Source organism: Roseococcus sp. GW821-FHT12F05, from assembly GCF_058806835.1.
Genome location: NZ_JBXAQB010000005.1, coordinates 106,903 through 120,191, shown reverse-complemented (window position 1 = coordinate 120,191; position 13,289 = coordinate 106,903). Strand labels below are relative to the sequence as shown.

At 70.5% G+C, this 13,289-nt stretch carries 10 protein-coding genes; 7 read left to right on the top strand and 3 right to left on the bottom strand.

The features are described from left to right. Together AC1ROY_RS14640 and AC1ROY_RS14635 are read left to right on the top strand one after the other, a co-directional pair. Complete coding sequence (locus AC1ROY_RS14640; RefSeq protein WP_493149578.1) at window positions 1–843, top strand: alpha/beta fold hydrolase; 843 nt, start codon at window positions 1–3, stop codon at window positions 841–843. A gap of 145 nt (window positions 844–988) precedes the next feature. Next, window positions 989–1,357 carry a hypothetical protein gene (locus tag AC1ROY_RS14635; RefSeq protein WP_493149577.1) on the top strand — a complete coding sequence of 123 codons (369 nt, stop codon included), beginning with the start codon at window positions 989–991 and terminating at the stop codon, window positions 1,355–1,357. 34 nt (window positions 1,358–1,391) lie between these two features. On the opposite strand, the gene hemB is transcribed toward AC1ROY_RS14635, so the two are convergent. Together hemB and AC1ROY_RS14625 are read right to left on the bottom strand one after the other, a co-directional pair. After that, window positions 1,392–2,390, bottom strand: a complete 999-nt coding sequence (gene hemB / locus AC1ROY_RS14630) for a porphobilinogen synthase (protein WP_493149576.1) — start codon at window positions 2,388–2,390, stop codon at window positions 1,392–1,394. Between the two features lie 60 nt (window positions 2,391–2,450). After that, window positions 2,451–3,737 (bottom strand): O-acetylhomoserine aminocarboxypropyltransferase/cysteine synthase family protein, encoded by a 1,287-nt coding sequence (locus AC1ROY_RS14625; RefSeq protein WP_493149575.1) that lies wholly within the window; start codon window positions 3,735–3,737, stop codon window positions 2,451–2,453. Between the two features lie 202 nt (window positions 3,738–3,939). Between AC1ROY_RS14625 and AC1ROY_RS14620 the strand changes: the two genes are divergently transcribed. Next, the gene (locus AC1ROY_RS14620; protein ID WP_493149574.1) at window positions 3,940–4,899 is read left to right on the top strand and encodes a Bug family tripartite tricarboxylate transporter substrate binding protein; all 960 of its coding nucleotides are present in this window, start codon (window positions 3,940–3,942) and stop codon (window positions 4,897–4,899) included. A 126-nt stretch (window positions 4,900–5,025) separates the two neighbouring features. On the opposite strand, the gene purD is transcribed toward AC1ROY_RS14620, so the two are convergent. Next, a complete protein-coding gene (purD, locus tag AC1ROY_RS14615; protein ID WP_493149573.1) occupies window positions 5,026–6,294 on the bottom strand; it encodes a phosphoribosylamine--glycine ligase in 1,269 nt (422 codons plus the stop codon). 59 nt (window positions 6,295–6,353) lie between these two features. On the opposite strand from purD, the gene xseA reads away from it, so the two are divergent. From xseA to AC1ROY_RS14595, 4 genes are all read left to right on the top strand, one after another. Continuing rightward, on the top strand, window positions 6,354–7,784 hold the full coding sequence (gene xseA, locus AC1ROY_RS14610; protein WP_493149572.1) for an exodeoxyribonuclease VII large subunit: 1,431 nt from the start codon (window positions 6,354–6,356) through the stop codon (window positions 7,782–7,784). Beyond that, the gene (locus AC1ROY_RS14605) at window positions 7,781–8,563 is read left to right on the top strand and encodes a M23 family metallopeptidase (RefSeq protein ID WP_493149571.1); all 783 of its coding nucleotides are present in this window, start codon (window positions 7,781–7,783) and stop codon (window positions 8,561–8,563) included. Before xseA ends, AC1ROY_RS14605 begins: the two co-directional genes overlap by 4 nt. 242 nt (window positions 8,564–8,805) lie before the next feature. Beyond that, window positions 8,806–10,116, top strand: a complete 1,311-nt coding sequence (locus tag AC1ROY_RS14600) for an efflux RND transporter periplasmic adaptor subunit (protein WP_493149570.1) — start codon at window positions 8,806–8,808, stop codon at window positions 10,114–10,116. 10 nt (window positions 10,117–10,126) lie between these two features. Then, entirely contained in the window at window positions 10,127–13,288 is a 3,162-nt protein-coding gene (locus tag AC1ROY_RS14595) for an efflux RND transporter permease subunit (protein WP_493149569.1), read from the top strand. Window position 13,289: the final 1 nt, after the last annotated feature.

The window sequence follows — 13,289 nt, the reverse complement described above, 5'->3', positions numbered from 1 at the left end:
ATGGAGACGCCCCGCATCGGCGCGCTGCGAGGCACCTTCGACTTCGGGGCGCTGACCCTGCGCTGGACGGAATGGGGCCCGGCCGCCGGCAGGCCCGTCGTCTGCGTGCACGGGCTCACCCGCAACAGCCGGGACTTCGACGCGCTGGCCCAGGCGCTGGCCGCGCAGGGCCGGAGGGTGATCTGCCCGGACGTGCCGGGGCGCGGCATCTCCGGCTGGCTGCCGGCCGGCGCGCTCTACGGCGTGCCGACCTACATCGCCGCGCTGACGCCGCTGCTGGCGCAGCTCGGCGAGTACGACTGGGTCGGCACCTCGATGGGCGGGCTGATCGGCATGGGGCTCTGCGCCGTGCCGGGCGTGGCCATGCGGCGGATGGTGCTCAACGACATCGGCCCCTTCGTCCCCGTCGCCTCGCTGGAGCGGATTCGCGACTACCTGCAGGTCTTTCCGGAATTCGACAGCCTGGCCGCCGTGGAGGCGCAGCTCCGCCGCGTCCACGCGCCCTTCGGTCCGCTGACCGACGGGGAATGGGCGCATCTGGCGCGGCACAGCGCCCGCATGACGGCCTCGGGAAAATTCGTGCTGCACTACGACCCTGCCATCGTGGAGCCCATGGCGGGCCCGCTCGCCGACGTCGACCTCTGGCCGCTCTGGGAGCTCTGCGTGAAGCGTCCCGTGCTGGTCCTGCGCGGCGAGAGCTCCGACCTGCTGCTGCCGGGGACCGCCGCCCGCATGGGCCAGTCCGCTGACGTGACGGTCGAGACCATCCCCGGCTGCGGCCATGCGCCGGCGCTGATGGACCCCGCGCAGATCGCCCTCATCCTGCGCTTTCTGGAGGGTTGAGCGGCAACTCGCGGGGAAGGCCGGCGTTGTCGCGGGGCTGCCGCCAGGCCCGGGACGACTGTGATGCCATGATAATGTCCTGCGCATCATATTCCCTGACGCCTCCCGATTTGCCAGGATCGGCAGACCAAGACGGAGGCGACAGATGCACGTGATCCCGAAACTGGCCGGCGCGGCGCTCCTGGCCGGCGCCATCCTGGCCGCCGGACCCGCCCTGGCGACCGGCGCCGTGGTCAACCACGAGACCATCCCGCCGGGCACGCCGATGAACGTCTGCCTGCAGCGGGCCGCTCTGGCCATCGCCTCGGTGGGGCTGCGGCCGCTCAACACCACGCAATCCGCCGCCTGGGGCGAGCGCGAGGGCGGCCGCATCTTCACGATCTACTGCGTGCCGAACAACAACGTCGCGATCTTCGTCGGCGCCGGCAACGCCTCGGCCGATGTGGGGCCGGACGTCACCGCGCTGATGAACGCCTTCCGCTCCGGCGCCGCCGGCGGCGCGCCGCGGAAGTAGCGCGGGGCGGCCGAAGGCGCGCAGGCGCCGGGGTTCAGCCCGCCTTCAGCAGCCGCGCGGCCTTCAGCGCGAAGTAGCTCAGCACCCCGTTGGCGCCCGCGCGCTTGAAGGAGATCAGCGCCTCCATCATCGCGCGGTCATGGTCGAGCCAGCCGCGCTCGACGGCCGCCATGAGCATCGAGTACTCGCCGCTGACCTGGTAGACGAAGGTGGGCAGGCCGAACTCCGTCTTCACGCGGTGCACGATGTCCAGATAGGGCAGGCCGGGCTTCACCATGACCATGTCGGCGCCCTCGGCGATGTCGAGCGCGACCTCGCGCAGGGCCTCGTCGCTGTTGGCGGGGTCCATCTGATAGGTCTTCTTGTCGCCGATCAGCGCGCCCGTGCTGCCCACCGCGTCGCGGAAGGGCGCATAGTAGCCCGAGGCGTATTTCGCCGCGTAGCTCATGATGCGCGTGTGGATCAGGCCCTTGTCGTCCAGCGCCTTGCGGATGGTGCCGATGCGGCCGTCCATCATGTCGGAGGGCGCGATCACGTCCACGCCGGCCTCGGCCATGAGAACGGCCTGCCGGCAGAGGATCTCCACCGTGTCCTCGTTGTGGACGTAGCCGTCGCGCAGCACGCCGTCATGGCCGTGGCTGGTGTAGGTGTCGAGCGCGACGTCGCCGATCAGGCCGAGGTTCGGATGCGCCGCCTTCAGCGCGCGCGCGCCGCGGCACATCAGGTTGTCCGGGTCGACGGCGCCGGTGCCCTCGTCGTCGCGGTCCTCGATCGGCGTGTAGGGGAAGAGGGCGACGGCGGGGATGCCGAGCGCCGCGGCCTCGGCCACATGCTCCGCCGCGCGGTCCACGGAGACGCGGACGATGCCGGGCATGCTGTCCACGGGGACGATCTTGTTCTCGCCCTCGGTGAGGAAGATCGGCCAGATCAGGTCGGCCGGCGTCAGCCGGTTCTCTGCGGTGAGCGCGCGCGTCCAGGCATTAAGGCGGTTGCGCCGCATGCGGGTGCTGGGAAAGGAACCGTAGAAGTTCATGGGGCCTCCGATGGCCGGAACGTCATCGGAGGCCGTTATAGGAGCCGCGCGGCGCCTAGCCTAGGCGAGCGCCTGCTTCAGATCCGCCAGGATGTCGTCGATATGCTCGATGCCGATGGAGAGGCGGATATAGCCGGGCGTCACGCCGCTCGCGGCCTGCTCGGTCTCGTCGAGCTGGCTGTGCGTGGTGGTCGCCGGATGGATCGCGAGGCTGCGCGCGTCGCCGATATTGGCGACGTGGTAGAACATCTTCAGCTTTTCGATGAAGGCCTGCCCGGCCTCCTTGCCGCCCTTCAGCTCGAAGCCGAGGAGGCTGCCGTAGCCGCCCTTGAGATAGGCGTCGGCGCGGCGCTTGGACTCGCCCGTCATGACCGAGGGGTGGATCACCTTCACCACGTCCGGATGCCCTGAGAGGAAGGCCGCGACCTTCATCGCGTTGGAGCAGTGCCGCTCCATGCGCAGGGGCAGCGTCTCCAGCCCCTGGAGGAACATGAAGGCGTTGAAGGGCGACATGGGCGCGCCGATGTCGCGCAGCAGGCAGGTCCGCATGCGCAGGATATAGGCGATGGGGCCGAGCGGCTTGGCCGCCTGGCTCCAGACGGCGCCGTGGTAGCTGGGGTCGGGCTTGTTCAGCGTGGGGAAGCGGTCGCCGCCCGCCTCCCAGTCGAAATTGCCGCCGTCGACCACGATGCCGCCGATGCTGGTCCCGTGCCCGCCGATCCACTTGGTGGTGGAGTGCATCACGATCGCCGCGCCGTGCTCGAAGGGCCGGCACAGGATGGGGGCCGCCGTGTTGTCCATGATGAGCGGCACGCCGAGCTTCCGGCCGATCGCCGCCACCTCGCCGATCGGGAAGACCTGCAGCTTCGGGTTGGGCAGGGTTTCCGCATAATAGGCGCGGGTGCGGGCGTCGGTGGCGCGGGCGAAGGCCTCGGGATCGGCGGGATCCACGAAGCGGACCTCGATGCCGAACTGCTTCATCGTATTGGCGAAGAGGTTCCAGGTGCCGCCATAGAGATCGGTGCTGCTGACGATGTTGTCGCCGGCCTCGCAGAGATTCATCACCGTGAAGGTCGTCGCCGCCTGGCCCGAGCCCACGCTCAGCGCGGCCGCGCCGCCCTCGAGCTGCGCCACGCGCGTCTCCAGCGCGTCGTTCGTCGGGTTCATGATGCGGGAGTAGATGTTGCCGAGCTCGGCGAGGCCGAAGAGCCGGGCGGCATGGCCCGTGTCGTGGAACTGGAAGCTGGTCGTCTGATGGATCGGTACGGCGACCGAGCCCATGGACGGATCCGCGCGATGGCTGCCGCCATGCAGGGCAATGGTTTCCGGGTGCGTGTAGGTGCTCATCCTGGCTCGGGCCTTCCCTCGATTTGCGCGGGACACTGCCATCATCGGATGCCAGCGGAAAGACTTAAGAATCGGCCGTGCCTCGCCTTCCGCGACGGTATTTCGCGGATGGAACGGATCCGGCCGGTGCCTTGCCGAGGGCGCGTCGCATGTCGCAGCATGGCGGACAGGGAAGCCGGGCCAGCACCAGGAGGAGATCGACGTGACCTCGACGACCCGTCGCCGATGGCTGGCCTCCGCGGCCATGCTGCCCCTGGCCGCATCGGCCCGCGCCGCGCTGCCCGACAAGCCCATCCGCATCATCTGCCCCTGGGGGGCGGGCGGCACCTTTGACGCCTATCTGCGCGGGCTGGCGCCCATCGCCGGGCGCTTCCTGCAGCGCAGCCTCGTGGTGGAGAACCGCCCTGGCGCCTCCGGTTCCATCGGCATGACCTATGTGAAGACGCAGCCGGCCGACGGCTCGGTCCTGGTCGGTGCCACCGATGCGAGCTGGCGCCTGCCGCTCGTGCAGCCGTGCGACTATGATTCGACCCGCGACTTCACCCATCTCGCCGGGCTCAACAACATGGCACTGGGCTTCGTCGTGCTGAAGGACAGCCCGATCCGGAGCATGCAGGATCTGGTGGAGCGGGCGCGCGCCCGGCCGGAGGGAATTTCCCTTGCCGGCAGCGGCACGCCGGCCAGCCCGCCCTTCGGCATGAAGCTGCTCGAATACCGGACCGGCATCCGCTTCCTCTTCGTCCCGATGTCGGGCCCGGCGCCCGGGCTGAATGCGGTGCTCAGCCGCGACGTGGACGTCATGTTCGACACCATCGGTGCCGCGGCGGGCATGATCCAGAGCGGCGACGTCCGGCTGCTGGGGATCACGGCCCGCACAAGGATGGAGCGCTATCCGGACGTCCCGACGATCCGGGAGCAGGGCTTCGACGTGGCCTTCGACTATCTTTCCGGTCTGGCGGGCCCGAAAGGCATGCCGCCGCAGATGGCCGAGACGCTGATCGAGGGCTTCCACAAGGCCACGCGGGAACCGGAGCACGCGGTGCTCCTCGCGCGGCTCAACCTGATGCCGCAGTGGCGGGGCGGCGCCGACTACGCCACCTATGTCTCGGACATGTACCGTGACATGCCGCCGCTGCTGCGGGAGATGGGGCTCATCCGCTAGAATTTCCCGCCTGCAAGGGCCTGGGGCGAAAGCTTCCGCCTGTCGTTTCGAGAGCCTGGCTCACGCCCCCCGGCGATTCCACCCGCGGCGATCCTCCAGGCCGGGGGCTGGGCGCGGAACGCCCTCTCAGAGAGCCCGCCAGCCGATATCGGTGCGGCAGAACCCTTCCGGCCAATCGACCTTCGCGACGGCGGCATAGGCCGCCTCGCGCGCCTCCCGGAAGGTCGCGCCGGTCGCCGCGATGCCCAGCACGCGCCCGCCATTGGCGACCAGCCGCCCTTCCTCGTCGCGCGCCGTCCCGGCATGGAAGACCTGCACGCCCGGCACCTGCGCGGCCGCTTCCAGCCCGCGGATCTCCGTGCCTTTCCGGGGCCTGGCCGGATAGCCCTCGGCCGCCATGACGACCACGATGCTGGCGAGCTTCTCCCAGCGCAGGTCGAAATCCTTGAGCTCGCCCTGGGTGGCGGCGAGCAGCGCCGGCAGCAGGTCGCTGCGCAGGCGGAGCATGAGCGCCTGGCACTCCGGATCGCCGAAGCGGACGTTGAACTCCAGCAGCTTGGGGCCGTCCGCCGTCAGCATCAGCCCGGCGAAGAGCACGCCCTGGAAGGGCGTGCCGCGGCGCGCGAGCTCGGCCAGGACGGGGGTGACGCAGCTCTTCATCACCTCGGCCTGCAGCGCCTCGGTGAAGGCCGGGGGTGGGGAATAGGCGCCCATGCCGCCGGTGTTGGGGCCGGTGTCGCCGTCGCCCACGCGCTTATGGTCCTGGGCCGCGCCGAGCGGGACGGCATGCGTGCCATCGCACAAGGCGAAGAAGCTGATCTCCTCGCCGATCAGGCATTCCTCGATGACCAGGGTGGAGCCGGCGGCGCCGTGGATGCCGTCCTCCATCATCTCGGTGACGGCCTGCTCGGCCTCCTCCACCGTGGCTGCGACCACCACGCCCTTGCCGGCGGCCAGCCCGTCCGCCTTCACCACGATGGGCGCACCCTTTTCCCGGATGTAGGCGCGCGCCGCGGCGGCCTCGGTGAAGCGGCCATGCGCGGCGGTGGGCGCGCCGGCGGCATTGGCGATCTCCTTGAAGAAGCTCTTGCTGCCCTCCAGCAGCGCCGCCGCCCTGCGCGGGCCGAAGCAGGCGATGCCGGCCTCGGCGCAGGCATCGGCCATGCCGAGGGTCAACGGCGCCTCGGGGCCGACCACCACGAGGTCGATGGCCTCCCGCTTCGCGAGCGCCACGATGCCGGGAATGTCCTCGGAACCCACCGGGAAGCACTCGGCGATCTCCGCGATCCCCGGGTTCCCCGGCGCGCAGATCAGCCGCGTCAGCAGCGGCGAGGCCGCGATCGCCCAGCACAGCGCATGCTCGCGGCCGCCGCCGCCCACCACCAGAACTCTCATGCCCCGACCTTCACTGCTGCCTGCCTCCGCAACGCCGCGATCCGTCCTATACTCATGCGATGGACGGAACCGGCGGAAACATTCCCGAATACGGTGTGGGCGAGTTGGCCGGCGCCATCAAGCGCACCCTGGAGGGCGCCTTCCAGCGCGTCCGCGTCCGCGGCGAGCTGACCGAGGTGAAGCCCTACCCTTCGGGCCACATCTACCTCTCGCTCAAGGACGAGAACGCCAAGATCGAAAGCGTGATCTGGAAGAGCGCCGTCTCCCGAGTCGGGCTCAAGCCGGAGAACGGGCTGGAGGTGATCGCGACCGGCCGGGTCTCCACCTATGGCGACCGCTCCAAGTACCAGCTCATCATCGAGAAGCTGGAATATGCCGGCGAGGGCGCCCTGCTGGCCCGCATCGAGCGGCTCCGGCTGGCGATGCTGGCCGAGGGCCTCTTCGCCCCGGAGCGCAAGCGTGCCTTGCCCCTGCTGCCGGTCGTGATCGGCGTGGTGACCAGCGAGCGCGGCGCCGTCATCCAGGACATCCGCACCACCCTGGCCCGCCGATTTCCCCGGCATGTGATCCTCTGGCCGGTCCCGGTGCAGGGGGAGGGCGCGGCGGAGAAGATCGCCGCCGCCATCACCGGCTTCTCCGCCCTGCCCCTGGGCGGGCGCATCCCCCGGCCCGACGTGATCATCGTCGCTCGCGGCGGCGGCTCGCTGGAGGATCTGATGGCCTTCAACGAGGAGATCGTGATCCGCGCGGCCGCCGCCTCCACCATCCCGCTCATCTCCGCCGTGGGGCACGAGACCGACACCACCCTCATCGACTTCGCCAGCGACCGCCGCGCGCCCACCCCGACCGCCGCCGCCGAGCTGGCGGTGCCCTCCCGCGTGGAGCTGGCCGCCGACATCGCCCATAGCGGCTCGCGGATCGCCCAGTGCATCGCGGCCAGGCTGCGCGAGAGCCGCCTCCATCTGCACCGTGCCGAGCGCGGCCTGCCCGACCTGCCGGCGATGGTGAACCAGCTCCGCCAGCGGCTCGACGATCGCGGCGAGCGGCTGCGGACGGCGCTGCCCGGCTTCGTCCTGGCCAAGCGACAGGAGGTGGCGCGGCTCGGCGCTCATCTCCGCCATCCGCGCGAGGCCATCGCCGCCGGCCGTAACGCCATGCAGGCGCTGGACCAGCGGATGAATGCCGCCTGGGCCCGCACCCAGGCGCGGCGGCAGGCCGCTCCGGCCCTGGCGCGGCTCTCGCCGGCGCCGGTGCTCGGCCTGATCCGCGAGCGCGCCGCCCGGGTGGAGGGCCTCGCCGCCCGGCTGGAGGCGGTCAGCTACAACGCCGTCCTGGCCCGCGGCTTCGCGCTGGTGCAGGGCGCGGGCGGGAAGACGATCACCGCCGCCGCCGAGATCGCGCCGGGCGCGAAGCTGACCCTGACCTTCCAGGACGGCAGCGTCGGTGTCTCCGCCGCCCCGGCCAAGCCCGTCCAGGGACTGCTGTTTTGAACCGCCGTGCCGCGCTGGCCCTGCCGGCGCTTCTGCTGGCGCGGCCGGCCGCCGCGCTGGAATGGCGCGGCATGCCGGCCCAGGGCGCCATGCTCCTCGGCCGGGGCGCCGTCGGCGCGCGGCTGGCGCTGGACGGCCAGGCGGTGCGCGTCTCGCCCGACGGCCTCTTCGTCATGGGCTTCGGCCGCGACCACGGCCCCCGCGCCACCCTGACCGAGAACGGCGCCGCCCGCACGATCGAGGTCGCGCCCCGCCACTGGGACGTCCAGCACATCAACGGCCTGCCGCCGGCCCAGGTGACGCCCGACGCCGCCACGCTGGAACGCATCCGCGTGGAGCGCGAGCGGCTTTCCGCCGTCCGCGGCCTCGACACCCCCCGCACCGACTTCGCCGCCGGCCTCGCCTGGCCGGCGCGAGGGCGCATCAGCGGGATCTACGGCAGCCAGCGGATCCTGAACGGCCAGCCCCGCCAGCCCCATTTCGCCCTGGACGTCGCCGGCCCCGTCGGCACGCCGATCCACGCTGCCTGCTCCGGCCGCGTCACCCTGGCGGCCGAGTTCCACTTCTTCGGCCGGGTCCTGGTGCTAGACCACGGGCATGGGGTGAACACGCTCTATGCGCACCTCTCCGCGATCGAGGTCCGGGAGGGGCAGGAGGTCCGCGTGGGAGACCGGATTGGCGCCATGGGCGCGACCGGCCGCGTCACTGGCCCCCACCTGCATTTCGGCCTGGGCTGGTACCGGCTCTGGCTCGATCCCCAGCCGCTCCTGCCCGTCTGAAAAGGCCCGGCCGCCTATTCTGTCGCAGGTTTCAGCTTTGAACTTTCGGATCGCTCTCTGTTTTCATGCTAAGCGCCATACCGAAGGCCAAGCCTGGGTTCCGGCCCAGATGGACAGAATTTCATCGAGTGTCGCTACCGGCTTCGTTCAGCTTCGGTTAATGTACGTTCTCCATCGCGGGGCCCTATCGTGGCGTCGAATTCGACTGGCCTCTCCCTTCGCGTGGATGGTTCGGGACATTCATGAACGTGATTCACCAGGAACCGCCCAAGCTCGACCAGCGCGCCGAGCCCCAGGCCTCGACGGCTTCGTCGGCGCCCTCCTCGGAGCTGACCGCGGCGGTCCGTCCCGTGCGCCGGTTCCTGCCCTGGCTGGGTCTCGTCCTGGTGCTGGGCGGCGGCGCCTACTACTACCTGAATCACGTCGAGAAGCCGGCGGCCGCCACGGCGTCGACGGCCGCCGCGCTGCCCGAGGGCGAGTTCCGCCTGAACGAGAACGAGATGCGCGCCCTGCGCATCGAGCCCGTCGCCTCGCGCGAGTTCCGCCCCGAGCGCATGGCCGAGGGCCGCATCGCCTACAACGACGATCGCTCGACCCCCATGCTCTCGCCCTATACGGGCCGGGTGATGCGCGCCTTCGCCCGCGTCGGCGACCGCGTCGAGGCCGGCGCGCCGCTCTACGAGATCGAGACGCCCGATGTCACCGGCGCCGCCAACGACCTGCTGAACGCGCTCGACAACATGCAGAAGGCCAATGTCGCCCTCGCCCAGGCGCGGCGCGAGGATGCCCGGCAGGCCTCGCTCTTCTCCGCCCGCGCCGCCTCGCAGCGTGACGTGGAGCAGGCCCGCGCCGCGGCCGCCGCCGCCGAATCCGACCTGCGCAGCGCCAGCGCCCAGGCCGAGGCCAACCGCGACCGGCTGCGCGTCCTCGGCCGCACGCCCGACCAGATCGCCGAGATCGAGCGCACCCGCCAGGTCAGCGGCGTCATCACCGTCACCGCACCGCTTGCCGGCACCATCACCCAGCGCCGCGCCGGCCCCGGCCAGTGGCTCACCGCCGGCCAGGGCGACCCGGTCTTCACCATCGCCGACCTCTCGACCATGTGGCTCATCGCCAATGTGCGCGAGATGGACGTGCCGATGATCCGGGTGGGCCAGCCCGTGGACGTCATGGTCAATGCGCTGCCGAACCGGCATTTCGATGCGCGCATCGTGCGCACGGCCGCCGGCCTCGACCCCATGACGCGCCGCCTCATGGTCATGGCCGAGATCCGGGACCCCGACAACGAGCTGCGGCCCGAGATGTTCGCGACGTTCCGCATCGAGGTCGGCGAGGCGTCCCGCGCCCCCGCCGTGCCGGCCAGCGCCGTGATCTTCCGCGGCAACGAGGCCAATGTCTGGGTGGCGCTGGCCGATCAGCGCTTCGTCATGCGCCGGATCACGCCGGGCATCCGCTCGGGCGACATGATCGAGGCCCGTGCCGGCCTCGCCGACGGCGACCGTGTCGTCACCGGCGGGGCCCTCTTCATCGACCGCGCCTCGCGCATCGACTGAGCACGCCCTGATGCGTCAGCTTGTCGCCATCTCGCTCCAGCAGCGGGCGCTGGTCATTCTCCTCTTCATCGTCTTCGTGGCCGTGGGGGCCTATGGCTTCCTCAAGCTGAACATCGAGGCCTATCCCGACCCGGTGCCGCCGCAGGTCGTGATCATCACGCAGAACCCCGGCGCCTCGGCCGAGGAGATCGAGCGCTACGTCTCCATCCCGGTGGAACTCGCCATGGCGGGCCTGCCGAACCTGAACTCCATCCGCTCGACCAGCCTCTTCGGCCTCTCGGACGTGCGCGTGCAGTTCACCTTTGCCTTCACCTACGAGCAGGCGCTGCAGCAGGTGCTGAACCGCCTCGCCGTCCTGCGCGACCTGCCGGACGGCGCGAACCCGACCATCAGCCCGCTCTCGCCCATCGGCGAGATCATGCGCTATCGCGTCGTCGGCCCGCCCGGCTTCTCGCCGGACGACCTCAAGACCCTGCAGGAATGGGTGCTGGAGCGCCGCTTCAAGCGCGTCCCCGGCGTGGTGGACGTGACCAGCTTCGGCGGCCGCAGCAAGTCCTACAACGTGACGATCGACCTCGGCCGGATGAACGCCTACGGGCTGCAGCTGCCGGCGGTGATCGACGCCGTCAGGGCGGGCAACGCCACGGTGGGCGCGGGCACCATCAACATCGGGCCGCAGGCCGCCGTCGTGCAGGGAATCGGCCTGATCCGCAGCGTCGAGGACATCCGCAACATCGTCCTGTCGGCCTCGGCCGACGGTACGCCGATCCTGCTTTCAGACGTCGCGGCCATCGAGATCGGCAGCCTGCCGCGCCTCGGCATCGCCGGCCACGAGCGCGACGACGACGTGGTGCTGGCGACCGTGCTCATGCGCCGTGGCGAGCAGACCCTGCCCACCATCCGCGGCGTGCAGGACGAGGTGGCGCGCATCAATGCCGGCGGCGTCCTGCCGCCCGGCGTGCATGTGGTGCCGCTCTACGACCGCGAGGACCTGGTGAAGGTCGCCACCCACATGGTGGTGCACAACATCATCGTCGGCGTGATGCTGATCCTGGTGATCCAGTGGCTCTTCCTGGGCGACCTGCGCGGCGCCGTCGTGGTCGCGGCCACCATCCCCTTCGCCTTCTTCTTCGCCGTCATGGTCATGCTGGCGCGCGGCGAGAGCGCCAACCTGCTCTCCATCGGCGCGCTGGACTTCGGCCTGCTGGTGGACGCGACCATCATCATGGTCGAGAACATCTACCGCCACCTGGCGCTCGCCCGGCGCAACCCGCATCTCTACGCCAACCCGCAGGCGGCGGGCGGGCTCTCGGGCATCTCGCTCACCGTGCTGCGCGCCGGCAGCGAGGTGGGCAAGCCCATCCTCTTCGCGCTGCTCATCGTCATCGTGGCCTTCATCCCGCTCTTCACCATGGGCGGCATCGAGGGCCGCATCTTCGGCCCCATGGCCAAGACCTACGCCTATGCCATCGGCGGCTCGCTGATCGCCGCCTTCACGGTGGTGCCCGCGCTCTCCGCCGTGCTGCTGCGCGAGGACAGCCAGGAGCGCGACACGCCGCTGGTCCGCGGCCTGCGCTGGGTGCACGGCAAGCTCTACCGCCTCGCCATGGCGGCGCGGGAATTCGCGCTGGTCGTCGCGGCGGTGCTGGTCGCGCTCGCGATCCTGGTGCTCTCGCATCTCGGCGCGGAGTTCCTGCCGACCCTGGAGGAGGGCAACCTCTGGGTCCGCGCCACCATGCCCGGCACCATCTCGCTGGAGGAGGGGCAGCCCACCGTCCAGGGCATCCGCGCCACGCTGATGGAATTCCCCGAGGCGATCACCGTCACCTCGCAGCAGGGCCGACCGGACGACGGCACGGACAGCGCCGGCTTCTTCAACGCCGAGTTCTTCGTGCCCCTCCGGCCACCGGATCAATGGACCACCGCGCGCAACCGCGACGGGCTCGTCGCCGCCATCAACGCGCGGCTCTCCGAGCGCTTCCTCGGCGTGCAGTTCAGCTTCGCCCAGGCGATCAGCGACAACGTGCAGGAGGCCGCCTCGGGCGTGAAAGGCGCCAATGCCATCAAGGTCTACGGCCCCGACCTCGAGCTGCTGACCCAGCATGCCGAGCAGATCCGCGGGCTGCTCACCCAGGTGCGCGGGCTGACCGACATCGCCATCTTCCCGACGCTGGGACAGCCGACCGTCTCCGTGCGGATCGACCGGGCGCGCGCCGCGCGCTTCGGGCTGCAGGTGGACGACATCAACGAGGTGGTGCAGGCCGCGATCGGCGGGCGCGAGGCCGGGCGGCTCTACGAGCCCGGCGGCGACCGCAACTTCCCTATCACGGTCCGGCTGGCCGCGCCGTTCCGGGACAGCATCGACGCGATCCGGCGCATCCCGGTGGGCGGGCCGCGCGGCGCGGTGCTGTCCGACGTCGCGAATATCGAGCTCTCCTCCGGCACGGCCTATGTCTATCGCGAGGAGAGCACGCGTTACGTGCCCATCCGCTTCTCCGTCCGCGGCCGCGACCCGGCGAGCGCGGTGCTGGAGGCACAGGCGCTCATCGCCCGCGAGGTGCATCTGGAGCCCGGCTACCGGCTCGACTGGCTGGGCGAGTTCCGCAACCTCCAGGAGGCGGTAGCACGATTGCTCAATATCGTGCCCGTGGCGCTCCTCATCATCATGGTCCTGCTTTATGTGCAGTTTGGTAATGTGCGGGAGATGTTGCTGGTGATGGCGATGGTACCCCTGTCACTCGTCGGTGGCATCATGGCGCTGGGCGTCGCGGGGCTGAACTTCTCCGTGCCGGCGGCCATCGGCTTCCTGGCGCTCTTCGGCATCACGGTCATGGAGGGGATCATCATGCTCTCGCATTTCAATCACCTCCGGCACGAGGGCATGTCCTGGAAGCCCGCGCTGGACCAGTCCGGCCAGGACCGCCTGCGCCCGGTCTTCATGACCTGCTTCGCGAGCTTCTTCGGCCTGCTGCCCATGGCGCTCGCGACCGGCATCGGCGCCGACGTGACCAAGCCGCTGGCCATCGTGGTGGTGGGCGGCATCGGGCTGGTGCCGATCTTCATCCTCGTGGTCTTCCCGGCGCTGATCGACCGTCTCGGCCGTCCGCGCGACCTCGCGCGCCAGGAAGCGGCGCTTGCCGCACGCCGTGAGCGCGCGGGGCTGCCGGCATGAG